Here is a 24246-nt window from a genome sequence, read left to right on the forward strand (position 1 = left end):
TTTTAAATTTAAAATTATACTTTTGTAAAAATGAATCTTATGTAAATTGTTAATAGTTTTCATTTTTGAAAAACCCAGTAAAATCAACCATTTGTATAATGTTTCCCTCATTGATGAGGGAAACAATTTAAAGTTATTAACATTTTTTGTTTATGAAAAAAGATTTAACTATGTCATCTGTAGATAGACAGAATATTCTAAACAATGCAATTGTTTTAGAAAACATACAAGAACATATCGGTGTTAATGGGATGTATTTTAATGGAGAATATAGATTTACTAAGTCTGATTTGTCTGATTTTTATGGAATAGATGGCTCAACTATTGATCGCTATTTGTCAAATAATGAAGAAGAATTAAAACATAATGGATACGTAAATCTGAAAGGGAAACTGCTAAAAGAATTCAAAGCAGAATTTGGATGGATGCTTCAAGAAGGAGCAAAAGCCCCACAATTAGGAGTTTTTAATTTTAGAGCTTTTCTAAATTTAGGAATGCTCTTGACTGAAAGTGAAAAAGCTAAAGCATTAAGAAGTGTCATGCTAGACATAGTAATAGATACCTTAAATCAAAAAGTTGGCGGGTCAACAAAATATATCAATCAAAGAGATGAAGATTTTTTAGTTGCTATAACAAGAGAACCTATTTATCGTAAAGAATTTACAAATGCGCTAAATCTTTATCTTGAAATGGGAAATTACAAATATGCGGCATACACAGATAGCATATATGAAGTAATTTTTCATGAAAATTCAAAAGAATACAAGCAAATATTACAATTAGAAGAAAAAGAGAATCCTCGTGATACTATGTATTCTGAAGTATTAAAATTAATTGCTTCTTTTGAAATAGGAATAGCGGATGAAATGAAAAAGAAATTTGATGAATTAAAAAGAAAATTACTACCTAAAGAGTTAGATAAACTAATATTAGATTTTGCTAATCAACGCTTTTGGGGACCTCAATTAGAAGATGTAAGAACAAAAATGGCTTGTAGAGATTATGGTCTTAGGAATATTATTCATGAAAGACTTAAGCCTTATATAAACACTTTAAATAGTGATGAGTATAACCGCTTTTTAGGAGATAAAAGTAAAAGCTTAATCGAAAGAGTAATGGAAGATGATCAGCTATTAGAAATTTTTAAAAGATTAAAAGATAGATAATATGTTTGACTTCTCATATTTTGATGCTGAACATGCAATCTACGTTCACGATCAAATAATTATTAACTCTGGTGGAATTTTAGGAATGCTCAACAAAGGACTACTAGAGAGTTCTATTGAACATTTAAAAAATGATCTTTACTATCCAAATTTAGAAGATAAGCTAACCCATTTATTTTTTTCAGTTAATAAAAATCATTGTTTTCAAGATGGAAATAAAAGGGCTTCAATTGCACTTTCAGCATATTTCCTAGAGATAAATAATTGCGGTTTTATAGTGCCAAGATTTATTGAACAGATGGAAAACATTGCCGTAGATGTTGCAGATAATAAAATCAACAAAGAATTATTATCTGAAATAATTCTTTCACTATTATATGAATTAGATTATAGTGAAGACCTCAAATTGAAAATCATTTTTGCAAAGTTAAATTAGAAAAAAAACCGATAAACTTAAAAAAGTCTATCGGTTTTGTATTTTATAAATCTTTGAAAAATTATTTTTTAGCTACAAACCTCGGATCAGATTCCATAACGGTCCCGCAATTATCACAGGTTCTTAAATCTTCTGAATTATAAAAATGTTCAAAGTGCGGTAAGAAATCTTTTTCGATATTGTGCAGTTCAAAAAACACTTCATATAATTTGTGGTTGCAGTTGTCACAATGCCAGAGCAAACCATCTGTATAACCCAATCCTGCACGTTTTCGCTCGATTACCAAACCTATTGAGCCTTCTGAACGAACCGGAGAATGCGGCACTTTTGCAGGATGCAGATACATATCGCCTGCATTCAAAATCATTTCTTTTCGCTCGCCATCTTCCTGGATTACTACTTTTATACTACCTTCCAGCTGGTAAAAAAGCTCTTCGGTTTCGTTGTAATGATAATCTTTTCGGGCATTTGGTCCCGCAACAATCATGACAATATAATCGCCTGAATCGACATATAAATTTTTATTCCCAACGGGCGGTTTTAGTAAATGACGGTTTTCATCTATCCATTTATTCAGGCTGAAAGGTTTTGCTATGGCCATCTTTTTAAAGGTACTAAGTTGCTAAGTTTCGAGAGGCTAAGGTAATAAAAAGTATTCAGTCACGGTCTTAGTTTACAGTCAAAAACTGAAAACTGTGACTAAAAACTGTGACTCATTTTCTCTCTTTTATCAGATACATATAAACGGGTAAATGGTCGCTGAAACCCACTTCGTTTGTGCTGTGCCGCAACGGATATCCTTTGTATTGACCTGAATTCTGAATCAGATACGGTTTATTGAAAATTCCGGCTCTCCAAAATTTAAAAGAGCTGAAGTCGGGTTTTATGAATGACTCTGTAATAATGATCTGGTCGAAAATATCCCAGGAATCCCGAAAAGCTGTCGTTCCCATACCGCGTTTTGCCATTTCCTCGAATGGATTATAAGTGCCAAATTCCGATACATCTGCTTTGTGGGCTTTTGCTCCCAAAGCAATTTTAATGCTTTTATTATAAGGCCCATCGTTTAAATCACCCATCGTAATGACTTTTGCATTCGGATTTATTTGTTGTAACGAATCGATGATTTTACGATTTAATTTCCCTGCTGCTTCCCGATATTCGCTTGTTGCTTTTTCACCTCCGGAACGAGAGGGCCAGTGATTCACAATGATATTGATTTCCTCTCCTTCCAGAAAACCGGTAATCAAAAGCTGGTCACGGGTAAAAACCCGATTGTTTTGTTGCACAATTTCGGATTCTTCTTCTGTAGATTCTTCTTTTTTATCCTCCTTCCCTGCATTTTTATTTTTTAATATATATAAAGGTATGTTTGAAAAAGTCACCGGTTTAAAAAATTTCTTCTGATACAACAAAGCCACATCGATTCCGCGTTTGTCGGGTGAATCAAAATGAATAATACCATAATCCCAACGAAGTAGTTTTGGCTCTTTAATTAAATCTTCCAGGACATCACGGTTTTCAATTTCAGAACCTCCGATTAAGGCTGGTGCATTTGGATTTTCGGGTGTTCCTATTTCGGATAAAACCCTTGATAGGTTTTGTAATTTTTGATGGTACTTTTCTGTAGTCCAGTTTTGAGATCCGTTTGGTGTCCATTCATCATCATTTGTGTAAACATCATTATTGGTATCAAAGAGGTTCTCAAAATTATAAAAAGCAACGGTGTGAATCGTGTATTTTTTGGATTGTCCAAAGAATGAAACCGAGAAACAAAAAATATAAAAGACTTTATAAATCAGATTTAACATAACTAATTTTAAATTTAAAAAATGCCAAAATTAATCAATTTTTCTTATTTGTAAGAAATTTCAAATATTTATGTTTTTTAAAATCTATATCTTTGCTTTTATAGATAATTCGAAGCCAAATATAAAATGAAAAACAGTCTGCACTTTTCAATCCGTAAACATTTTGATTTTTACAGATTCGTATTTCTTATTTTTGCTTTCCAATCCTTTACCTGTCAATCCCAACAAAACATGATAACACCACCTTATTTACAAAAAGGCGATACCGTTGCTATTTTAGCCACAGCCCGAAAAAACATAGATGATAATTTAAAACCAACTTTGGATTTATTGCATAGCTGGGGTTTAGAAGCGGTAATTGGCAGTTCAATCGGACTGGACTACCATCAATTGGCCGGAACCGATGAGCAGCGTGCTGCCGATTTTCAAAAGCAACTCGACAATCCGAATATTAAAGCGATCTGGTGTGTCCGTGGCGGTTACGGAACCGTGAGGATGTTAGATTTACTGGATTTTACTAAATTTAAACAGCATCCCAAATGGATTATTGGTTTTAGTGATGTTACGGTTTTGCACAATCATCTGAATACGATGGGTTATAAATCGATTCATGGTGTAATGCCGGTTACTATTCCGCGTGCAACTCCCGATGCCATAAGTTCGATGAAATTGGCGATGTTTGGCGAATCGCTTTTTTATTCTGTTGCTCCTCATGAAATGAACCGCTTTGGTCAGGGAACAGGAGAATTGGTAGGAGGAAATCTTTCTATTTTATACAGTTTATTAGGATCTCCATCGGCAATTGACTGCAAAGACAAAATTTTATTTATTGAAGATTTAGATGAATACCTATATCATATTGACCGTATGATGATGAATTTACGTCGAAATGGCTGTCTCGAAAACCTAAAAGGAATTATTATTGGGGGTATGTCGAAAATGAAGGACAATGATATTCCGTGGGGCAAAAATGCACTTGAAATTATTGATGATGTGACCAAAAAGTACAATATTCCGGTAATTTTTAATTTTCCGGCCGGACATATTCAGGATAATCGTGCTCTGGTTATGGGAAGTACGATTTCTATTGAGGTGAATGCTTCGGGTAGTACTGTTGTTTTTAAGTAAAAATCAAGGAGTTATTTTATAAGTGGAATACTTAGCTGAAAAAAGATTGGTAATTGATGTAGACTTAGCTCCAAATGTTGACGCAGTTTATACAGGAATGTGTTTGATTTCGAACTCAGAAATAATCCTGCTGCTTAATTTTGATGAAGCAAAAGGAGAATTTGATGGATTCACAATTGTTAAAAATGATGATGTTGAAAAATATCGTACGTGGAATGAAAATAATTACTTAGAACTAAAAAACAATAATTCTAAAGATTTAATAGCAAAAATTGATTTAAACAGTTTTTTAGATATTGCAACTTCATTAAAAAGTCTAAGATCAAAATTAGTTTCAATATTTACATACGATGATGAGGATTCATTCTATCTTGCAAAAGTTCTATCTGTAAAAAATGAATGTGTTGAACTACATTTAATTGACGAAGATTCTAATTGGATCGATATTAAAGTTATTAAATTCAGTGATATAAATTATATTGGTTTTGATACTCAATACGAAAGAAAATATATAGAATCACTGCCAATTTAGATGTACATTCATCTTTCAACTACTAACTCATAACTTCAAAAAATGGCAGAACATAACGAACTAGGAAAAAAAGGTGAAGATCTTGCCGTAGAATTTCTACTTCAAAACGACTATACAATTTTAGAAAGAAACTGGATTTTTCAAAAAGCCGAAATTGATATTATTGCCAAAAAAGATCATTTATTAGCTGTAATAGAAGTGAAGACAAGATCAAGTTTAGATTATGGCTTACCGCAGGATTTTGTGAAACCAAAAAAGATTCAGTTGCTCATAAAAGCAGTAAATGCCTACATAAACGATAGGGAAAAGGATAGTGAAGATGATTTAGAAATCCGTTTTGATATCATTGCCATTCATAAAAACGAGGAATCATTTGCTATTGAGCATCTTACTGATGCTTTTTATCACTTTTAACATATTTTTTTATTGTTATATTTGTAACAAATTGTTTTTTAATTTATATTTGCAAAAATTTATAACATAAAAAACAACCAAACTAACACAATCACGTTACCCAAAAACAATTAAAAGATTATGAAAACCGTTTCTTCGATTGTAGAAAATTACATCAAAACCAAGCCATTTCTGCTCAATGCGCTTTCTCTTGGAATTATTAACCTGACTTCCTTATCGCGCAACATCATGACCGAACTCGAAAGCGAATTTGGTAAAGAGGTAAAACAAGGAGCTGTAGTAATGTCCTTAAAAAGACTAACAGAAGAATTAGATTTTAAACTGAACCACAAAATCAACAAGGTTATTAAAAACATTGGAGAAATCACGGTTCGTTCTGAATTGACAGATTACACTTTTGCAGCTTCTGACTCTGTTTTAAACAAACAAGCTGATTTGATTTCTGATATTAATGTGCTTTCTGATATTTTTTACACCTCATCACGTGGCGTAAACGAAACCAATATCGTAGTAAGCAGCAGTATCAACCATTTAGTCGAAAAACACTTTATCCGCGAAAAACTGATTCAGAAATTAGATAATCTGGCTTCTATCACAGTAAAATTACCCAAAGAAAATATTGTGGTTCCCGGAATTTATTATTTCATTTTTCAGCGTCTGGCCTGGGAAGGAATCATTATCAATGAAGTAATTTCGACCTCAAACGAATTTACAATCCTGGTAGGAGAAGAACAAGTGGATGTTGCTTTTAAAGTGATTAAAGACTTAAAAAATTAATTTTCTTTCGAGAAAAACCCCAAATCAAAAAAAAGAAAAAAAGACAATATACGAAAGAGACTGGGCCAACAGTCTCTTTTTTTTTATGCCGTTTCGCAAGTGGCATTGTGCAACACAGGAAAATTACAGGAGTTGGCTATAAAACATAATTGATTCGCTTTTGTATGCAGATTTAATGCTTCCTGAATTTTATCCGAATTTGCAATTTTAACTTTTGGGTACAGACGGACTTCTGTAAAACGGCCGCTTCCATCAGCAGAAACTTCGAGTATTGCTTCAGCATTATCAATATATTCCAAAACTTCAATTCCGTTTTGCGAGCACACATATAAATACGACATCATGTGGCAGGAAACCAGACTGCTTAAGAGCAAATCCTCCGGATTGTATAATTCGGGATCTCCTTTGAAGGCTTTTGCGGCTGAAATGTTTAAAATTGGTTTTCCTTCAATTGTAATTTGATGGCTTTTACTGTAGAATTTTGAAGTTGATTCAACTCGACTGGAGTTGAAAGTCCAGTTTATTGCTGCTTTGAAGTAATGTTTGAAGGTCATTTTATTTCAAATTTAATTAAATTTTAGTCACAAAATTACTAGAATCGTCTTGATTCAACATATTTCATGCATTATCATAAAACTTTTTGTAATATTTTGACCCTCAATTGATAATTCATCTATCTGTTTTAAATTCAGGTATTTATACGCTATCTTAATATTATTATTTTTAAGAAATTTCCTAAAACAAAACTCTTATGAAATGTACAAGTCTAAATATATTTAAAAAACAGTACGCTTTTATAAATAATCAATAAACAAATAGGATGGATTTTAAACAAAAACTAAAAAAAATGGGTCCAAAACCTGACCTGATTCTCATCATAACTGATGAACAACGGGCAACCCAGCATTTTCCACCAGGATGGGAAAAGCAAAACCTCCAGACGCTTACATTTCTTAAGAAAAATGGCTTTAGTTTTGACAGGGCTTTTTGCAACACTTGTATGTGTTCTCCCAGTCGTACAACTTTGTTCACAGGTATTTATCCTGCAAAACATGGTGTAAGCCAAACACTTACAGAAGGTGGTTTATTATCTCCTCAGGAGCCCACACTTAGTACTTCTTTGCCTAATATAATGAATACGCTTTGGGCAGACGGCTATGATGTGCAATACCGTGGTAAATGGCACATGAGTAAAGGAGTGGCTCCAAACGGGACCAAAACAAATTATGAAGACCTTACCGCAGCCGATATTTCATTGTATGGTGCTATGGGCTGGGTAGCTCCTGATGCGGGAGAAGATGTTAACCCACTTAATTTTGGTGGTGGATTTGCTAATCATGATGCTAAATACACTGCAGAAGCTATTGCCTATTTAAAGCAAGTAAAAGAGAAACGCAAAAATGGTCATCATCAGCCTTACCTCTTGGTATTGTCTCTTGTAAATCCGCATGATGTTCTTGCGTATCCCAAAACAGCCGGAACCTCTGGATATTATCCCGAAAGCTGGTTAAAAAGAGAGGTTGGACTACCGGATACTGTTGATGAACATTTGCTTCTTAATAAAAAGCCAATGGTGCAGGAACAGATTTTATTAAATATGGCTGTTAGTTTAGGTGAAATTAATTCTACAGAAGACAAACTAAATTATATCAACTTTTATGCATCTCTTTTAACTAAAGTAGATAAAGAGATTGGTTTTTTTATTGATGAATTATATAAAGAAGATTTAAACGGTGAAAGGTTGGCAGATACTGCTATTGTAACCTTTACATCGGATCATGGTGAAATGGGATTAGCACATGGTGGATTGCGTCAAAAAACTTTTGTAGCTTATGAGGAAGCCCTGCGTGTACCTCTGGTCATTTCAAACCCAATTTTGTTTGATAAGCCTGAAGAACAAAATTCGATGAACTTAGCCACGCTTGCTGATATTATGCCTACTTTCTTAGAATTAGCCAATGTTTCAAATCCGCCTGATGGACTTGCCGGAACCAGTTTACTTCCAATTATTGAAGACGGAAAACCAATACAAGACAGTATCCTGTTTACTTATGATGATATAAAAGCAGGATCAAATAGTAATTGGAACATTGTAAAAGCGGCCAATCGTATTCGCTGTATTAGAACTGAAAAGTGGAAATATGCCTATTATTTTGATGCCTTTAATGCCTATTTTCAGCAATATGAACTATATGATTTGGTCAACGATCCTTCAGAATATACTAATCTTGCTTATAATCCTGATTACGATGCAATTAAACAGGAATTAGCAAAACAATTACATGATCTCGAAATTGCAAAGTTAAGAGTAAACACTCCTTCATCTTAAACAGTGAATAAGAATCAAATAGTATAGCAGAATAAATATTTTTTCATAAAATACCAACATTATGTCACATACAAGAAGTAATACAATCGTACAAGGGGTTAATTATATCCCTTTTAACTATCCCTCATTAGGCCTAACATCAAGACACACTATAATTGAAGGCATCAGAGCCGTATCCGGATCACAGCATGAAGTCTATATTTCTGGGGGACTGGTTGGTGTTGATTTGCCTCAGGAAGTACAGACTGAAGTCAAAAACATCTGGCAGGGATTTATTTATAAAGGCAAACTGGAAGATGCAAACAAGCTCGAAAACTGGCATCTGCTGCATTATAAACTCGAAGATGATGACGATGATATTGTTTTCAATACTTCCTGTTATGGGCCAAACAATGGCGAAAATGGTACTATAGAAATTGTGGGGGCATATATTAAAAGTTCAAGTCCAAAAAATAATCTTGGTTTTTATTATAACGGCCCGATAGATGGCAGCGGTACCTGGCGAACTGTAACACCTAATAACGGAAATAACAAAAATGTATTCATGCACAGTGTTATGGGCGGGCTGGCTGTTGGAAATTACCAATCTGATGCAGCAGATGAAAATACGATTAATGTTAATGCCTTTGTTTATGATATCAAAACGCAAGAATGTATCGACTTTATTATAGACGATTTAAATGCTCCTACCTTATATGGTATTTGGCATAATGGAGGCAACAGCTATACGATGGCCGGAGGTAATTCAGCCCGTAAAATTGGAGATACCGTATCACAAGCCTTTCTGGTTGACTATGATTCCAGCACCAAAACATTCAACAACTTGCAATTCTTTAGCTATCATAACGAAATCACTCCTACAGTAAATGTGCATTTTGAAGGCATCACTATAAACAAAACCAATGATGGGTACAACATGCCCAGTGATTGGTCAAAAGGCGCTAAAGAAGGCGCTTCATTCGTTACAGTGAAACGAAACAAAAACGGAACTTTTGGTCTGGCTGAATGGAAAGATATTGCTTATCCCGGAGATGATGTAAAAATAACGAGCGCCAATACTGTTTATTTAGATAATGTACTGGGTATTTATGTTTCAAAAAGCAGCGACGAAACAGAAACGGTAATCTCTTCATATTGTGCTACTATTACAGATTAAAATAAAGAAACCCCGAAAGCATTTTACTTTCGGGGTTTTTTAAAATTAACCAATGCTCCAAAACCGTTTCAATTAGTTTTTTAACAGTTTAATTAATTTTGGATACAGATTTTTTGGGATAGTGTCAAAACACACCGTATTTTTATAAAATTTTCTTCCTGATGGTTCCTGATTTTGGCTGAAAGTCCAATTTATTGCTGCTTTGAAAAAATGTTTCATTTGCTATTGTTTACTTTTGCTAAGTTAAAATTTTATGTGGTAAAGAATTAATCTGGCAAAGGCGAAGAGGCGCAAATTTTTGCCCCAATCTTGTCATTTCGACGAAGAAGAAATCTTCCCGAGAAACTCGACAAAGATTGGATTATCGTTGCGGAATTACTTGCGAAGATTTCTCCTTCGTCGAAATGACAAAAATAAATAATTCGTGAAAATTAGTGTAATTCGTGGAAACCTTTTAATCCATATAAAAACTCAAAATCACGAGCTTCTTTTAAATCGTCTTCTACTCTTGGGTCAGCAACTAAAGTGTATTTTTTCAATCTAACGCTCTAAATTACCTAACATAGCAAAAGCATCTACAGTACCTTTTTTATCTTTTATTCGTTTTAACACTACTTCTTTATGTCACTCAGGGATTTCTTGAATTTCCTGAGAGTGCTTAAAAGCAAGAAAATCAATGTACTTTTCGACTTCTTCTACCAAAGCATCAGGTAAACTTTTAAGCTTTGCATTTACTCGTTTTGTGGTTGTTGCTGTCATGATTAAAGATCTTGTGAATGGCATAAATTAATTGATAAATTTAACCTTTTTTATGCCTTAAACTGACTGTAATATCTACAACAAAAAGTTAAAGAATATATCTTTTTAGATACTTGTTGGTAAATCTTTATTTTTTCTTTTTCTGAATAATTTCCTTTTTTACTGAATCATTCTTCATTTCAGCATTTTTAATTTTATTATTAATCTCACTTTCATTTATTGTATCATTGCTTATTACAGCTGGTTCGCCATCTACAGCTGCTTTTCCCATACAACTTGTTAAAGTAAAAAACACACTCAATGAAAATAGGGCGATTGCTTTAATTGGCTTTATTTTAATTCGGCTAAATCTGCTTCTTAGTTTATCATATTTAATACTTTCTTCAGTTTCAATTTGATTGAATTTAAAATGCCCACAAATACTTTCCTGTTCAGAGTTTTCAGCGAAATATTTCTGAATTTCAGGGTTATTCATTTTAGTAAAATCAATTACAGTTTTATTGCAGGAATTACAAAATCTGCCATTTTTGTCTGGTGACATTGAATTCCAATTTTCATTACAAGGTTTTGGTATCCTTATTTTATTTTCCATATTATTTAAAAAAGACGATTCAATTAAATTTTGCAAAAACTATTCCACTACAAAACTACTTTTCGGATTCATCTTAAATTTTTATAGATTATTAAATCTAAAATCTACGAGATTCCTTTTTGGATTCTTTTTAATCCTTTAATTTCAGCTCTTTTATTCAAATAAATTAATTAATTCTGTAACATTTGATTTAATAGATAATTTACTTCCAATGTTAAATATTTCTTCTTCCCATTTTTTCCACTCATCAGTATGGGGATTATTTAGTTTTATACTGGCGTTAATATTGTTTGTGATGATGTGAAAATTATAAAATATACCATCTAAAGCAATTCCTTTACCTGCATCAAATAGATTAAAATTTGCAATCTCTACAATTTTATCTGGAGTATTTGGCAATATTTCTGTATATAAATCTTTTATTCCTGTGTTATCATATAAAAAAATACCCTGCAGTAATTCGTCTGGATTTAGATATTCTCTAAAATTATTTTCATTGAATTTTATGGAAAAAATACCGCCCCAACCTATGAATGATCGTGATACCAATACAATCCATATTGATTCGATATTTTTTTCATTTTCTCGCCAACCTTTTTCATTTCTAATTATTTGGATACCATTCCTGATTTCAGAAAGACCAAGTCTATGTGCAAGAGATTTTTCAATACTTTGATATAATTGAAAATCGTCAAGTGCCCTTCTTTGATTAATTTCGGTTCTATTCATTTTGGTTCAATTGGATTATAACTTTCTACATTTCATACCATTCCGCAAAAATATCTTGATTTAATTTCAGTTGTCAATGGATATTCTTTTATCATTTACTCTTGTATCAACTTTATCAAATGTAAGAAAGAAATACACAAATCAATCAGTATAAAATACTTCAAAATAAAAAAACCCCGAAATCACAACTTTCGAGGTTTTTTGAACTAACAAAACTGATTAAACTTATTTTTTAACTGAAAACTTAAATGTTGTTTTCGTTTTATAATTTTCGCCAGGGTTTAAAACTGTCGTTGGAAAGTCTTTCTGGTTTGGAGAATCCGGGTAATGTTCTGTTTCTAAGCAGAAACCTGTTCTGTGTGCATAAGTTCCGCCGTTGCGCATTGGTAAAGTTCCGTCAAGGAAATTTCCGGAGTAAAACTGAATTCCAGGTTCGTCTGTAGTCATTTCTAAAACTCTTCCGCTGGCAGGGTGGTAAACCGATGCAATGATCGTTTTTCCTTTTTCAGGATTGTTCAAAACCCAGCAGTGATCGTAACCTTTTCCTCTTACTAATTGTTCATCTTTAGCATCGATTTCTTTTCCAATTAATTTTGGTTTTCTGAAATCGAATGGTGTATTGGCTACGTCCTGCAATTCTCCTGTTGGAATCAGGGTAGCATCTATAGGAACAATTTTATCCGCATTCAAAGTCAGTTCATGATCTAAAATCGTTTTAGAGAAATCACCTGATAAGTTAAAATACGTATGCTGTGTTAAGTTGACAACTGTCTTTTTATCTGTAGTTGCTTCGTAAAGCACTTCCAATTCGTTGTTTTTAGTTAATGTGTACGTCACGATAACTTTTAGATTTCCAGGGTAGCCTTCTTCCATATCTTTGCTTAAATACGATAATTTCAAAACAGCTGCTTCTCCTGATTTAGCTTCTTCTGCTTTCCAAACTACTCTGAAAAAACCTTCCGGTCCTCCGTGTAAAGCATTTGTCTCGTTGTTGATCGCTAATGTATATTCTTTTCCGTCTAATGTAAATTTACCTTTTGCAATACGGTTTCCGAAACGTCCGATCAAAGCTCCAAAAAACGGGTTTGGTTTCATATATTGTTCCAAAGAAGTAAATCCTGTTACCACATTTTCAGAAACACCGTCTTTATTTGGCACTTTCAGATCTGTAATAATACCACCAAAAGTGATGATATCCACTTCCATTCCGTTTTGGTTTTTCAGCTTGTAGCTTTCAATTTTTTCTCCTTTTGGAGTGGTTCCGTAATCTGATTTTACAATTGTTACAGAATCTTTTGCTTCTTGGGTTGTGGTTGCATCCATTTTTTTATCGCTTTTACATTGAACAGAAAGTGTTGTCAAACCGATTATTGAAATTCCGAAAGCACAACGTTTTAATACATTCATAAATACTGGTGTTTTAAAGTTAGTAAAGTCATAAAGACAAAAATCATAAAGTCTGGTGATTCAAATTTAGTTAAATCTTTTCGACTTTATGACTTTCGACTTTTGACTAAATTATAGTCCGTGTTGAAACGTATGATAGTACGCTTCGTTGGCATTCAATTTATCTTTGAAATCTCTAATTGTAGTTTTTTCATCAATCACCAATAACTCGATTCCGGCGATGTCTGCAAAATCTTCCATGAACTCCGTTGTTACAGACTGACTGTACACTGTATGGTGTGCTCCACCCGCTAAAATCCATGCTGTTGCTGCAATATCAAGGTTTGGTTTACAATCCCATAAAACTCTTGCAACCGGTAATTTTGGTAATTCTGCCATTGGTTTTACAGCTACCACTTCGTTTACAATCAAACGGAAACGGTTCCCCATATCCACTAATGAAACGTTGATTGCTTCTCCTGCTGGTGAGTTGAATACCAAACGTGCAGGGTCTTCTTTTCCGCCAATTCCAAGAGGATGTACTTCGCAAGACGCTTTTCCGTCAGCAATAGATGGACAAATTTCCAACATGTGTGATCCCAAAACATATGATTTTTGAGGTGTAAAATGATAGGTGTAATCTTCCATGAAAGATGTTCCACCTTCAAGACCCACGTTCATTACTTTTAAGGCACGAACCATTGCAGCTGTTTTCCAGTCGCCTTCGCCACCAAAACCGTAACCATCTGCCATTAATCTCTGGGTGGCAATTCCTGGTAATTGTTTCCATGCTCCCAGATTTTCAAATGTATCTGTAAAAGCTCCAAAACCTCCTTCTTCAAGGAAAGCTCTTAGACCTAATTCTATTTTTGCTGCTTCTGCTAATGAACTTCTTTGTGCTCCGCCTTCTTTTAAAGCATCCGTTAAATTATAAGAAGCTTCGTAAACTGCTAATAAATCGTTTAATTGTGCGTCAGTCACTTTCTCGATATGTTTTGTAACATCAGAGGAATCGAAACCGTTAACCGACATTCCGAAACGAATCTGAGCTTCTACTTTATCCCCTTCTGTAACGGCAACTTCACGCATATTGTCTCCGATACGGGCTACTTTTAAGTTTTGAAGTTCGTCCCATCCTAAAGCTACTCTTGTCCAGATCCCTAATTTTTTCTGAACTCTTTCGTCTTCCCAGTGTCCTACAACGACTTTGCGTTTTTTACGCATTCTGGACATGATAAAACCAAATTCACGATCTCCGTGAGCTGACTGGTTGAGGTTCATGAAATCCATATCGATAGATCCCCACGGAATTTCAGCGTTGTATTGTGTGTGTAAGTGACATAATGGTTTTTTAAGAATACTTAATCCGCCAATCCACATTTTTGCAGGTGAAAAAGTATGCATCCAGGCGATAATTCCGATACAGTTTTTAGTCGTATTTGCCGCTAAACAAACATCTAAAATCTGAGCCGGAGATTTTACTACATCTTTATAAACCACTTTTACAGGGATTTGAGATGATTCTCCTAATCCTTTTGCAATTATCTGAGAATGTTCTGCTACTTTTCTTAATGTTTCTTCACCGTATAATTCCTGGCTTCCTACTACAAACCATACTTCTTTTTGAGAGATATCTATCATGTTCTTTTGTTTATTTTGTTTCAAGTTTCAGGTTTCAAGTTGTTGGAATCTGAAGATCTTAAATTTGTTATTTTATTGTTTTTGTTTGTTTCAGGTTTCAGGTTTCCAACTTGAAACAAAAAAACCTGAAACCTGAAACTAAATTTTTATTGTCCGTAATACGAATCTTTTCCGTGTTTACGGTTGTAATGTTTCTTTATTAAGGAATCCTTTAATCTTGGCGCATTTGGATTTATTTGTAAAGTCAGATACGCCATTTCGGCTACTACTTCCAGAACTTTACTGTTGTAAACCGCTTTTGCAGCATTTTTTCCCCAGGCAAATGGGCCATGGTTTCCAATCAAAACCATTTCTACTTCTTCGTAGGAAAGATTTTTTTCTTTGAAGCAATCCAAAATCTGAATTCCGGTATTGTGTTCGTAATTTCCTTCGATAAGCGAATCTGCCATTGGCGGAGCACACGGAATATCAGCCGTAAGGTGATCGGCATGAGTTGTCCCAAAAATTGGAATATCACGCTGCGACTGCGCCCATGCTACTGAATACGTGGCGTGTGTATGAGCCACACCACCGATATTGGGCCAGTTTTTGTATAGATAAGCATGCGTTTTGGTGTCTGATGACGGACGCATGGTTCCTTCGATAATATTGTTGTCAAAATCAACAATCACAATATCTTCCGGTTTTAAATCTTCGTAAGGGACACCACTTGGCTTAATGGCAAAAACACCATTTTCTCTATCGACTGCGCTTACGTTTCCAAAAGTATAAACCACCAGATTCAATGCATTTAACTGCATGTTGGCTTCGTAACATTCTTGTTTTAAATCTTTATAAAGAGAACTCATTTTCTGTAATTTTAATAGATGGATCGGCAAAAGCACTTAACTGATCGTATGCTAAAAGTAATTTGTTGTAAGCAGACACTTTGTCAAGTTGTGGCGTGTATTCGCTTTCAAAAGGACTTCCCATTTTTTGACTGGCTTCGATTACATTTGGATAAATTCCGGAAGCTACGGCAGCATAAATTGCGGCTCCCAAAGCCGGAGCCTGATCTGATAAGGCTACTTTTATTGGTTTGTTTAAAACGTTGGCCAGAGTCTGCATGATAAAAGGAGATTTACGGGCAACACCACCGATACCGATAACACTGTCAATTTTTACACCCTCTTCCTCAAAACGATCCACGATTTTTTTAGATCCAAAACAGATTGCATTTACCAGAGCTTTAAAAATATGAGGGGCTTTTGATCCTAAAGATAAGTTGGAAATGGCGCTTTTTATTTCCTGATTCGCATCCGGAGTTCTGCGTCCGTTAATCCAGTCTAAAGCGGTTGGTATACTTTCAGATAATGGAATTTTTTCAGCTTCTTTCGTCAATTCTACAATTAGTTTATCGCTGAATTCTTCTCTTAATTTTTCCTTTTGTGCTTCATCCAAAATTGATGAAGAACTCAATAATTGTTCTGTTGGCCACATGAGTAGTTCTTTGTACCACGCCAGTAAATCACCAAAAGCAGATTGTCCAGCTTCAAGACCTATATAACCCGGGATTACAGATCCGTCAACCTGACCGCAGATTCCGCGAACGGTTTTTGTTCCTACTTCATCATAAGAACCCACCAAAATATCACAAGTAGAAGTTCCCATAACACGAACTAAAGTGTTTTCGCCAATTTTAGCTCCAACAGCTCCAGAGTGCGCATCAAAAGTTCCAACAGCTACAACAGTATCTGTCGTAAGCCCTAAACGGTCTGCCCATTCTTTGCTTAAGTTTCCGGCAACTAAATCTGACGTATAGGTTTCATTATATAAATTTCCGCGAAGCTGTGCTAAATACGGATGTAATTTTTCTAAGAATTCAACCGGAGGAAGTCCGTTCCAGTCTTCGTGCCACATGGCTTTGTGTCCCGCTGCACAACGGCTTCTTTTGAATGTCTTTAAATCTTTATCGTCAATTAACAAATAGGTCATTAAATCGCAATGTTCTAACCATGTATATGCTGCATTTCGAACGGCTTCATCTTCTCTTGCAATGTGCAGGATTTTTGCCCAAAACCATTCTGATGAATAAATTCCGCCTACATATTTTGTTACGTTTTCTCCTCCCCAGCTTACGGCCAGTTCGTTGATTTCGTTTGCTTCACTGATGGCTGTATGGTCTTTCCATAATACCATCATCGCATTTGGGTTTTCTTCAAAACCTTTAGTCAAAGCCAGTGGAGTTCCGTCTTTTGTAACCGGAACCGGAGAAGATCCTGTAGTATCAATACAGATTCCTTTAATTGCAGCAGAATCAACACCACTTTCTTTTACAACTGTCTGAATCGTAGTTTCCAATCCTTCAATATGATCCAGAGGATGCTGACGAAACTGGTTGATAGAGGCGTTACAATATTGTTTGTTTTTCCATCTTTTATAATGAGAAACATTGGATGCCAACTCCTGTCCATTTTCAGTGTCTATCAGCACTGCACGAACAGAATCTGTTCCGTAATCTAATCCTATAACATAGTTTTTCATTGCAAATTCATTTAAATGATGACAAATATACTACAATTAATTTATAAGTGTACAAAAAACACTTAATAAAAATGGTTGTTCTTTTTTTTACAAATAATGTATCAAAACAGGGATTTAAAATCAAAACAAAAAGCAAACGTTAATTATAAATTTATTCTTTTGCGATTATTTCATCTTTATTTTCAAAACTGTAACCGAGTATGCCAGGAAATTGTATTGAATTTGGTTTCCTTTTAGCTTAAATTCACTTTCTTTAGGGCTAATTTTGGTTGGCGTTGCAAAAGAATTCTCATCATTAAGCCCCTCTCCTTTCAAAACTACAGCCATTCCTTTTGTATCTAATTGGGCTCCTTTTAAATCAATTGCTACATTTTGATCTGATGCAGCTGCGTTAATGATTTTCAGGATTACCTCTTTTGAATTCATGTCTTTTACTGCCGATGCAAACAAATCATTTTGACCTGTTACTGCTTTTCCGTCCAATGTAATATTAATTAAATCTGTTCCTTTATTGTTAGAAAACAACTTCTGAACATAATAATTTGGTGTTCCGTATGATTGCAAATTATTAAACCAGATCATGTCCGGTGTCCATTGCCAGCCTTCAACATGGGCCAATAAAGGTGCGTAAGAAGTTAGCTGAACTACCTCAGCATTACGCTCCATTCCGGTCATGAAAGCGGCTTCAGAAAACGCACATTCCCAGTTATTTTTATTGTTCGGACTTGCGATTGCAACACTTTGTGCAGCATATTCTCCTGCAAAAATCTTTGGTCCTTTTCGGTCGTAATTATCGTAACGGGTTACATTTTTACGAAACCATGCCGGATCTTTATAATAATGTTCGTCTACAATTTCGGCATTTAATTTTTTAAGTTCGGTCATACCATAATCATAAAAATCTCCGTCAGGAAATGGTCCGGTTCCGGAAACAATGGTAATATTTGGATATTTTGCTTTTATCGCTTTTTGAAACACTTTGAAACGCTCAATATAATCCGGTCCCCATTGTTCATTTCCAACTCCGATGAATTTTAAATTAAATGGTTTTGGATGTCCCATATCTGCCCTTACTTTTCCCCAGGCTGTTTCTGATCCACCATTTGCAAATTCAATTAAATCTAAAGCGTCCTGGACATAAGGGTCTAATTGATCCATAGGAACCAATTGGCCGGTATTGAACTGACAAGCCATCCCACAGCTTAAAATGGGTAACGGAGAAGCTCCGATATCTTCGGAAAGCTGAAAATATTCAAAGAATCCTAAACCAAAACTCTGGAAATAATCCGGTGCCGGTCTATGCGCAAATTCCATGTTCCAACGGTTTACAGCAGTCTCTCTGTCTTCAACATTTCCAACTGATTTTTTCCATTGGTAACGTTCTGCCAAAGTTCTTCCTTCAACAATACAGCCTCCCGGAAAACGTAAAAATCCTGGTTTTAAATCGTATAATAATTGTACTAAATCTTTACGCAGACCGTTCTTTCTTCCTGCCCAGGTATCTTCTGGAAACAACGAAATATTATCTAAATCAATCACTCCGTTTCCTTCAAAAGTGATTTTTAATTTTGCTTTTGCTTCTGTTGCAGATGATGTTAATTGCCCCGTGTAATTTGACCAGTCTTTTGATATTGGTACAATTGACGTTTCTCCTAAAACCTTATTGTCTTTATCAATGAATTGAAACTTGATTTTAGAAATATTCCCTGATATTTTTGATGCTTTTAAAGACAAATTGTATTTCAGGTCTTTTTTGATTCCCATTCCTCTGAAACCTTCATTGATCAGTTCATAGCCGTAAGCATCATTAATGGTTACTCTGCAGTAATTATGATTTGTTCCTTTTTGGGAATATTGAATCACATTTGCAATTCCGGATTGTGTATTTAATTTATGACGGTCACTCTTTGGCTCGTTCCATCCCATCATTGGGAACAGGAATTCGAATGATCTGTTTTTGATCATCTCGGCGTATAAGCCTCCATCAGCAGCAAAATTGATGTCTTCAAAAAACACTCCGTACATCGTAGGCTGAATTTTGGTAACTGTTTTTGCAACATCTACCTGAAGGTTGTTTTTTTGTGCCGAAGCTAAAAAGCCGTTCAGCAATAAACCGCAAAGGATAATTTTGGTAATTAAATTGGACTTCATTTTTATTTTGTTTGTGTTTTATGAAACGCAGATTACACTGATTCACTAAAGTGAAAACGCGGATAAAAACGGATTTTTAATTTTTGTATATATGTTTCTAACACATAAGAACATTGTATTTGATTTCTTAAAAAGCTATTTAATTTATTTAAAATCAAATAGCTATGTATTCAAATCAGGATTTGTTTTAAACTCTTTTTTATTCATTTTCAAATTCTATGATTCTTTTTTCACGCAGATTTTTAATCTTTCTAAATCCTTTAATCTATAACTTTTTCTTGATTCTTTACTCTTTGTTCTATATTCTTAATTCTTATAATCCAACCAGACTTTCATTTTTCCAACTCCTCTGTTTGACCAACTGTAATACGGAATGGCTTTGAATTTTGAATTTTCAATAACATTTATTCCATTTAATAAATTGTCATCTTTTCTAACTTTGAAAGTATCTGATGATTCAACATCAATCTTGTCAAAATTGGTTTTGTTGTCAATTTCCTCAACAGCATAAACAATTGGTCCGTATTCTAAAGAAACTTTATTTTTATTGGTTTCTACTTTTGAATTGGTTTCTACTTCCTGAACTTCCATTGGGAAATTAAGGTTGATTTTATCTCCTTTTTTCCAATTTCTGGTGATAGTAAAATAACCTTCTTCAGGTCGAATTGTCAATTGTTCTCCATTCAGATTAATAGTTGCTTTTTGAGTCGAAGCTTTTTTGTAACTGTATAAATCTCCCGGCAACACTTCATTTCTTGCCCAGCCCGGAACACGAAGTTTGATGGTGAATTTGCTTTCTTTTTTTGGATTAACCAAGATGTTAATTTTTCCTTTCCAGGGATATCCTGTTTGCTGAGAAATCTGTAAATCTGTATTTCCAACTTTAAAAGAAGCATTGTTTGATGCATATAAATTCACATACAAAACGTCATTCGATTTGGAGTAAATCAATCCGGGAATTGAAGGTACAAAACGAATTAAATTGGTCGGACAGCATGAACAGTCAAACCATGCCTGACGGGTACAGGAACCTCTGTTTGATTTATAGACCCCGTCTGCTTCCAGTGCATTTGGATAGAAAAACTGTTTTCCGTCTAATGAAATTCCGGAGATTAAACCGTTGTACATGGTTCTTTCGATTACGTCAAAATATGCTGATTTTCCATATAAATTATGCAATCTGTGGTTCCAATATACATCTCCAATTGCGGCGCAGGTTTCGTTGTAGGCTGTTAAATTTGGCAATTCGTAATTAGGGCCAAAGGCTTCTCCATCATGTCTGGAACCAATTCCTCCGGTGATATACATTTTTTTGTTGACCATATTACTCCACAAATTATTTATGGCATCTGTATAACCTTTGTCTTTTGTCATAGCGGCAATATCGGTCATTCCTGCATACATGTAAACAGCACGAACCGCATGACCCACAACTTCATTTTGCTGAATTACCGGTTTATGATCCTGCGCATATTCGCCATATAATTTATGATTTTCCGGGTTGCCTCGATTGTCCAGATAATATTTTGCCAGTTTTAAGTAGCTTTCATTGTGAGTTACCTGATACAATTTGATCAAACCGGTTTCTACAATCTGATGTCCCGGAACGCCTTTTACCTGACCCGGGCCATCGCCAAAAGTTTGTACTAACAAATCGGCATTTTTGATGGCAATATCCAAAAAGTTTCTTTTTCCGGTTGCTTCATAATGCACCACAGCAGCTTCAATCAAATGTCCTGCATTGTAGCATTCGTGACTGATCTGCAAGGATTCCCAACGTTTTCCTTCAATTACCGGAACCCATGTACAAGGTGGTTTTGCAGGATTTATGGTTCTCCAGGTTGTTAAGTAACCGTCCTTTTCCTGACCAATTTTTACAATGGCAATCAGCGAATCTAAAACTTGTTCTAATTTTGGGTTTGGTGCAGAAATCAAAGTGTTCGAAGCACCTTCGATAATTTTGTAAACATCGGTATCGTCAAAAGGCATTTCGCCTTTTACTGTCCCTGTTTTTTGTTTTCCGGCGATCAGGAAATTCTCAAAACGTCCTTCTTCATTACATTTTTGAATGGCATAGGCAATCGTAATTTCCTGCACTCTTTTGATAATAGGAAGCCAGAAAGAATCAGATAGTTTTACATTTTGAATGTTTACCGGTTCGATTTGATAACCGGCTTTTAAGGCAGAAGTTTTATCGCTCGATTGTACTACATTGTTTCTGGTTTCTTTGCAGGAAATCAAAATCAGAATCGACAGAAAAATTGCCAGTATTGGAAAATTATATTTTTTCATTGTTGCTATTCTATTTTAAAATGGGCCATAAATCTGCATTCCATTGTATTTCTTTTACTATTAATCTTGGTGTTCCGTTGGTTTTCTTTTCGTAAGCATGGTAAAAAATATAATCTTTTCCATCAAACGTGTAAGCGCTGTTATGGCCTACTCCAAAATAATTTTCGTCGCCCTGAACTACTAAACTTCCACCACCTTCGTTTAATGGCTTCTCTTCTTTAATTCATAGAAACATTAAACACATAGGACGTAGTTTTTTCGTTCAAAAAAGGAACTTCACTTACTTAAATATGTATAGCTACATATATGAAAAGTGAAACGTCTTTTTCACAACTGTAAAAATCCTGTTTCTATGTGTTCAAATTATAATCCTAATGATATTTTTAGCAAAAACTCTAATTCTGTTAAAGAGCTTTTGATTTTTTATCCTTTTATTTTCCTTCTAAAACAACTACTGAGAAAGGAGGAATAGTAATTTCTAATTTTCCTTTTTTATTTTCGAAACCTTTAAAAACTGTTGGTACAATTTTATTAGGTGTATCGAATGAATTGTAATCTTGTAATTTTACTGATGTTATTATTGTTCCAGTGAAGTTTTTTACGCCAAGGTCTTTAACATCAATCTCAATTTTATTTTTATTTTTGGCATCCACATTTACTAAAGAAATATGAATTGCCCCATTTTTATCTTTTGAAGCTGAAGCCGATACTGCCGGAAGTGTTTCTCCATTCACTGTATACAATGGCGACTGAAAACTTACCGGTACTAATTTTGCATCCTGATGAACAGCATATATTTTCATTACATGATAAGTAGGTGTAGTAATCATTTTGGCTTTATCAGTAAGGATAACTGCCTGCAAAACGTTAACACATTGTGCTAAATTCGCCATACGAACCCTGTCTGCATGATTGTTGAAAATATTAAGGGTTGCTCCTGCTAAAACGGCATCTCTCATGGTATTCTGCTGGTATAAAAATCCCGGATTTGTACCTTTTTCTACTTCATACCAGCCTCCCCATTCGTCAACCAGCATAGCTACTTTTTTCTCAGGATCGTATTTATCCATTATAGCACCGTGTTTGGTAACCAATTCTTCCATTTTCAAAGCCGATTGCATCGTTTTGAAATATTGTTCTTCTGTAAAATCGACTCCGTCTCCTTTTTTATTCCAGTTGATTACTGCATAATGATGCACTCCTAATCCTCCTAACATATTAAGCGGAATGTTTTTCATTAAAACTTCTGTCCAGTTATAATCGGCACTGTTTGATCCTGAAGCAATACGGGTAATGCCACCAGTATTTTCCCAATCTGACATAAAAGTGGCAAATTTTCTATATTCTCCGGCATAATATTCAGCAGTCATATTTCCTCCGCAGCCCCATGCTTCATTTCCTATTCCCCAGAATTTAACTTTCCATGGTTCTATTCTGCCATTCTTTTTACGCAAATCACTCATAGGGCTTTTTCCGCTAAAGTTGGTGTACTGAACCCAGTCAGCTAATTCCTGAACGGTACCGCTTCCCACGTTTCCTGATAAATACGGCTCTGTTCCTAAAAGCTCACACATATTTAAGAAATCATGTGTCCCAAAACTGTTGTCTTCCGTTACTCCACCCCACCATTTGTTTACAATAGTTGGTCTTTGTTCCTGAGGTCCAATTCCGTCTTTCCAGTGGTAAGTATCGGCAAAACAACCGCCAGGCCATCTTAAATTTGGAATTTTCAAATCTTTTAAAGCCGCAATAATATCATTTCGAACTCCTTTGGTATTTGGTATTTTTGAAGTATCCCCTACAAAAAAGCCTCCATAAATACAGCGTCCTAAATGTTCAGCAAAATGCCCGTAGATGTTTTTATTGATTGTAGGAGCACTTTCGTCATTTTTTAATGTGACAATTGTCGTTTCTTTTTGTGCGAAAGTAATTTGATTACAAAATGTAAATACAAATAGAATTAAAAATGTTTTTTTCATGTTATGGTATAGAATTTAAAAGTGGTTTCTTCGTTTTTTTCATAAATATTATCCCTTGAACAATCTATAATATTCATTCTGGTTTTGGATTTCAAATAGGACCTAAATAATAAAACTGCTTTAGTTTTTAAATCATTCAAAAGGATTACAGCATAATACTTTCATGTTTTAAACAACATTAAAATAAATTCTCAATGAAAACAATTTTTTACATTTCCTGATAGAAATATAAATTAGTAGAGACCTTATAAGTGTTTTTTTTACATTTGTAAATTTAATTAAAAAAAAGGATAAAAAAAACAGATATAATAATTTTAGCTATTAAATACATATTTAATCACCGTCCTTGACGCAGAATAGCTTAATATGTTTTTATTAAATCATAGAAACATTTACATAACTGTATTTTAGTAAGTGTTAAATCAACATTAATAAAATTATGAAA

The 24246-nt window shown here is 34.4% G+C and carries 21 protein-coding genes; 8 read left to right on the forward strand and 13 right to left on the reverse strand.

The genetic code is table 11. From position 1 onward, the window contains the following. Window positions 1-152 precede the first annotated feature (152 nt). Both DMB65_RS16410 and DMB65_RS16415 read left to right on the forward strand, forming a co-directional pair. A complete protein-coding gene (locus DMB65_RS16410) occupies window positions 153-1166 on the forward strand; it encodes a DNA-binding protein (protein WP_110307712.1) in 1014 nt (337 codons plus the stop codon). A gap of 1 nt (window position 1167) precedes the next feature. Beyond that, window positions 1168-1602 carry a type II toxin-antitoxin system death-on-curing family toxin gene (locus DMB65_RS16415; protein WP_110307713.1) on the forward strand — a complete coding sequence of 145 codons (435 nt, stop codon included), beginning with the start codon at window positions 1168-1170 and terminating at the stop codon, window positions 1600-1602. A gap of 61 nt (window positions 1603-1663) precedes the next feature. Here the strand turns inward: DMB65_RS16415 and DMB65_RS16420 are convergent, their stop codons facing one another. Beyond that, a complete protein-coding gene (locus DMB65_RS16420) occupies window positions 1664-2203 on the reverse strand; it encodes a 3-hydroxyanthranilate 3,4-dioxygenase (protein WP_110307714.1) in 540 nt (179 codons plus the stop codon). Between the two features lie 112 nt (window positions 2204-2315). Continuing rightward, window positions 2316-3413 (reverse strand): endonuclease/exonuclease/phosphatase family protein, encoded by a 1098-nt coding sequence (locus tag DMB65_RS16425; RefSeq protein WP_110307715.1) that lies wholly within the window; start codon window positions 3411-3413, stop codon window positions 2316-2318. Window positions 3414-3644: 231 nt separating this feature from the next. Here DMB65_RS16425 and DMB65_RS16430 point away from each other — a divergent pair, with 231 nt between their 5' ends. The 4 genes from DMB65_RS16430 to DMB65_RS16445 all read left to right on the forward strand — a co-directional run bounded on the left by DMB65_RS16430 (window position 3645) and on the right by DMB65_RS16445 (window position 6264). Beyond that, window positions 3645-4541 carry a S66 peptidase family protein gene (locus DMB65_RS16430; RefSeq protein ID WP_165834977.1) on the forward strand — a complete coding sequence of 299 codons (897 nt, stop codon included), beginning with the start codon at window positions 3645-3647 and terminating at the stop codon, window positions 4539-4541. A 22-nt stretch (window positions 4542-4563) separates the two neighbouring features. Further along, window positions 4564-5073 (forward strand): hypothetical protein, encoded by a 510-nt coding sequence (locus DMB65_RS16435; RefSeq protein ID WP_110307716.1) that lies wholly within the window; start codon window positions 4564-4566, stop codon window positions 5071-5073. A gap of 42 nt (window positions 5074-5115) precedes the next feature. After that, window positions 5116-5487, forward strand: a complete 372-nt coding sequence (locus tag DMB65_RS16440) for a YraN family protein (RefSeq protein ID WP_110307717.1) — start codon at window positions 5116-5118, stop codon at window positions 5485-5487. A gap of 120 nt (window positions 5488-5607) precedes the next feature. Beyond that, window positions 5608-6264, forward strand: coding sequence for an aspartate kinase (locus DMB65_RS16445; protein WP_110307718.1), 657 nt, complete (start codon window positions 5608-5610; stop codon window positions 6262-6264). A gap of 83 nt (window positions 6265-6347) precedes the next feature. Here the strand turns inward: DMB65_RS16445 and DMB65_RS16450 are convergent, their stop codons facing one another. Further along, on the reverse strand, window positions 6348-6818 hold the full coding sequence (locus DMB65_RS16450) for an OsmC family protein (RefSeq protein ID WP_110307719.1): 471 nt from the start codon (window positions 6816-6818) through the stop codon (window positions 6348-6350). A 293-nt stretch (window positions 6819-7111) separates the two neighbouring features. On the opposite strand from DMB65_RS16450, the gene DMB65_RS16455 reads away from it, so the two are divergent. Both DMB65_RS16455 and DMB65_RS16460 read left to right on the forward strand, forming a co-directional pair. Then, window positions 7112-8593 (forward strand): sulfatase-like hydrolase/transferase, encoded by a 1482-nt coding sequence (locus DMB65_RS16455; RefSeq protein ID WP_230470703.1) that lies wholly within the window; start codon window positions 7112-7114, stop codon window positions 8591-8593. Window positions 8594-8654: 61 nt separating this feature from the next. Then, complete coding sequence (locus DMB65_RS16460; protein ID WP_110307721.1) at window positions 8655-9749, forward strand: hypothetical protein; 1095 nt, start codon at window positions 8655-8657, stop codon at window positions 9747-9749. A gap of 624 nt (window positions 9750-10373) precedes the next feature. Here DMB65_RS16460 and DMB65_RS22190 read toward each other — a convergent pair. The 10 genes from DMB65_RS22190 to DMB65_RS16515 all read right to left on the reverse strand — a co-directional run bounded on the left by DMB65_RS22190 (window position 10374) and on the right by DMB65_RS16515 (window position 23801). After that, complete coding sequence (locus DMB65_RS22190; protein ID WP_165834978.1) at window positions 10374-10532, reverse strand: hypothetical protein; 159 nt, start codon at window positions 10530-10532, stop codon at window positions 10374-10376. Window positions 10533-10635: 103 nt separating this feature from the next. Beyond that, the gene (locus DMB65_RS16470) at window positions 10636-11100 is read right to left on the reverse strand and encodes a hypothetical protein (RefSeq protein ID WP_110307722.1); all 465 of its coding nucleotides are present in this window, start codon (window positions 11098-11100) and stop codon (window positions 10636-10638) included. A gap of 153 nt (window positions 11101-11253) precedes the next feature. After that, window positions 11254-11829, reverse strand: coding sequence for a hypothetical protein (locus DMB65_RS16475; RefSeq protein ID WP_110307723.1), 576 nt, complete (start codon window positions 11827-11829; stop codon window positions 11254-11256). 225 nt (window positions 11830-12054) lie between these two features. Further along, a complete protein-coding gene (locus DMB65_RS16480; RefSeq protein ID WP_110307724.1) occupies window positions 12055-13236 on the reverse strand; it encodes an aldose epimerase family protein in 1182 nt (393 codons plus the stop codon). Between the two features lie 111 nt (window positions 13237-13347). Then, window positions 13348-14856: an L-arabinose isomerase gene (gene araA, locus DMB65_RS16485; protein ID WP_110307725.1), complete on the reverse strand. Its 1509-nt coding sequence runs from the start codon at window positions 14854-14856 to the stop codon at window positions 13348-13350. A gap of 146 nt (window positions 14857-15002) precedes the next feature. After that, window positions 15003-15704: an L-ribulose-5-phosphate 4-epimerase gene (locus tag DMB65_RS16490; protein ID WP_031453974.1), complete on the reverse strand. Its 702-nt coding sequence runs from the start codon at window positions 15702-15704 to the stop codon at window positions 15003-15005. Next, window positions 15688-17379 carry a ribulokinase gene (locus DMB65_RS16495; protein WP_110307726.1) on the reverse strand — a complete coding sequence of 564 codons (1692 nt, stop codon included), beginning with the start codon at window positions 17377-17379 and terminating at the stop codon, window positions 15688-15690. Before DMB65_RS16495 ends, DMB65_RS16490 begins: the two co-directional genes overlap by 17 nt. Before the next feature lie 165 nt (window positions 17380-17544). Further along, window positions 17545-19530 (reverse strand): alpha-L-arabinofuranosidase C-terminal domain-containing protein, encoded by a 1986-nt coding sequence (locus DMB65_RS16500; protein ID WP_110307727.1) that lies wholly within the window; start codon window positions 19528-19530, stop codon window positions 17545-17547. Between the two features lie 306 nt (window positions 19531-19836). Continuing rightward, entirely contained in the window at window positions 19837-21822 is a 1986-nt protein-coding gene (locus DMB65_RS16505; RefSeq protein ID WP_110307728.1) for a glycoside hydrolase family 127 protein, read from the reverse strand. A 431-nt stretch (window positions 21823-22253) separates the two neighbouring features. Continuing rightward, window positions 22254-23801: an alpha-N-arabinofuranosidase gene (locus DMB65_RS16515; RefSeq protein ID WP_110307729.1), complete on the reverse strand. Its 1548-nt coding sequence runs from the start codon at window positions 23799-23801 to the stop codon at window positions 22254-22256. Between the last annotated feature and the right edge of the window lie 445 nt (window positions 23802-24246).

The sequence above is a fragment of the Flavobacterium cheongpyeongense genome (assembly GCF_003202435.1).
Classification (GTDB): domain Bacteria; phylum Bacteroidota; class Bacteroidia; order Flavobacteriales; family Flavobacteriaceae; genus Flavobacterium; species Flavobacterium cheongpyeongense.